Here is a 1,920-nt window from a genome sequence, read left to right on the forward strand (position 1 = left end):
TTGGGCCTCCCGCGGCCGGGCACCCCCTACCCACACCTGGGGGGCCCGCGGGGCTTTTGTTATTCCCCCCTCCCGCCCCCGGCCGTTCCGTGTACGGTTCTTGTGTCCCTGCCACGCGTGAGCAGGGCGCGAACCCGAACCGGCGGGACATCCGGACATCCATGTATGTGGGGACTCTGTCCTTCGATCTGCTCCTCGGCGACGTACGGTCGTTGAAGGAGAAGCGTTCCATCGTCCGGCCGATCGTCGCCGAGCTCCAGCGCAGATTCGCGGTGAGCGTGGCGGAGACGGGCGATCAGGATCTCCATCGCAGGGCCGAAATCGGCCTCGCCGTGGTCTCCGGGGAAACCCGGCACCTCACAGACGTGCTGGACCGGTGCGAGCGACTCGTCGCCGGCCGGCCGGAAGTGGAGCTGCTGTCCGTACGGCGGCGGCTGCACAGCGACGAAGACGATTGAGCAAGGCAGAAGGAGACGGACCAGTGGCCGACAACGCGCGGGCGAAGAAGCTGGCGGACCTCATCCAGCAGGTGGTCGCCGAGAAACTGCAGCGCGGGGTCAAGGACCCCCGGCTGGGTACCCATGTGACGATCACGGACACCCGCGTCACGGGTGACCTGCGGGAGGCCACGGTCTTCTACACGGTCTACGGCGACGACGAGGACCGGGCCAGCGCGGCGGCCGGCCTGGAGAGCGCCAAGGGTGTTCTGCGGTCGGCGGTCGGAGCGGCGGCGGGGACGAAGTTCACCCCCACCCTCGCCTTCGTGGCGGACGCCCTGCCGGGCAACGCCAAGGCGATCGAGGACCTCCTCGACCAGGTGCGGGCCTCGGACGCCAAGGTGCGCGAGGCGTCCTCGGGCGCCACGTACGCAGGCGGCGCCGACCCGTACCGCAAGCCGGAGGACGAGGACGACACCTCCGCATGACAGAGCAGATCAAGACGCCGGACGGCCTTGTCATCGTCGACAAGCCGTCCGGCTTCACGTCGCACGACGTCGTCGCCAAGATGCGCGGCATCGCCCGCACCCGGCGCGTCGGCCACGCAGGCACGCTGGACCCGATGGCGACCGGGGTACTGGTGCTCGGCGTGGAACGCGCCACCAAGCTGCTCGGCCACCTCGCGCTCACCGAGAAGGAGTACCTCGGTACGATCCGGCTCGGCCAGGACACCGTCACCGACGACGCCGAGGGCGAGATCACCTCGTCCACCGACGCCTCGAAGGTCACCCGTGAGGCCATCGACGCCGGCATCGCCGCACTGTCGGGGCCGATCATGCAGGTCCCGTCCAAGGTCAGCGCCATCAAGATCGACGGCAAGCGGTCGTACGCGCGCGTGCGCGGCGGCGAGGAGTTCGAGATCCCGGCCCGTCCGGTGACGGTCTCCTCGTTCCGCCTGTACGACGTCCGCGAGGCGGTCGCCGAGGACGGCACCCCGGTGCTGGACCTGGTCGTCTCCGTCGTCTGCTCCTCGGGGACGTACATCCGGGCCCTCGCCCGGGACCTCGGCGCCGGGCTCGGCGTCGGCGGGCACCTGACCGCGCTGCGGCGCACCCGGGTCGGCCCGTACGGCATCGACGTGGCCCGGACACTCGACCAGCACCAGCAGGAACTGACCGTGATGCCGGTGGCCGAGGCCGCCGCGTCGGCGTTCCGGCGCTGGGACGTGGACGAGAAGCGGGCCAAGCTGCTGCTCAACGGGGTCCGGCTGGACATGCCGGCGTACCCGCCGGGTCCGGTCGCGGTCTTCGGGCCGGACGGCGCCTTCCTGGTGCTGGTGGAGGAGGAGAAGGGCAAGGCCAAGAGCCTCGCCGTCTTCGCCTGAGCGGGGTGCGGGTGAGCCGTCACCGGCCCTCGCGGGGCGTTGTCCCGCGGTTTCCTCGCACAGGCTTCTTCGACGGCCTGTCTCCCGTCCGGTGCGCAC

The 1,920-nt window shown here is 70.8% G+C and carries 3 protein-coding genes; all 3 read left to right on the forward strand.

The window, feature by feature from the left end:
• Positions 1-161: 161 nt before the first annotated feature.
• The 3 genes from ACFWEP_RS34390 to truB are packed head-to-tail and all read left to right on the forward strand — an operon-like array spanning position 162 to position 1,821.
• The gene (locus tag ACFWEP_RS34390; RefSeq protein ID WP_266709805.1) at positions 162-458 is read left to right on the forward strand and encodes a DUF503 domain-containing protein; all 297 of its coding nucleotides are present in this window, start codon (positions 162-164) and stop codon (positions 456-458) included.
• 23 nt (positions 459-481) lie between these two features.
• Positions 482-925, forward strand: coding sequence for a 30S ribosome-binding factor RbfA (gene rbfA, locus ACFWEP_RS34395; protein WP_327178285.1), 444 nt, complete (start codon positions 482-484; stop codon positions 923-925).
• A complete protein-coding gene (gene truB, locus ACFWEP_RS34400) occupies positions 922-1,821 on the forward strand; it encodes a tRNA pseudouridine(55) synthase TruB (RefSeq protein WP_387376196.1) in 900 nt (299 codons plus the stop codon). The genes rbfA and truB overlap by 4 nt, the downstream gene beginning before the upstream one ends.
• The last annotated feature ends 99 nt before the right edge of the window (positions 1,822-1,920 follow it).

The sequence above is a fragment of the Streptomyces sp. NPDC060198 genome (assembly GCF_042728415.1).
Taxonomy (GTDB): Bacteria; Actinomycetota; Actinomycetes; order Streptomycetales; family Streptomycetaceae; genus Streptomyces.

Excerpts from the sequence above, each read along its gene's own strand:
- ACFWEP_RS34390 (WP_266709805.1), top strand. The coding sequence starts at position 162 with ATGTATGTGGGGACTCTGTCCTTCGATCTGCTCCTCGGCGACGTACGG.
- truB (WP_387376196.1), top strand. The coding sequence starts at position 922 with ATGACAGAGCAGATCAAGACGCCGGACGGCCTTGTCATCGTCGACAAG.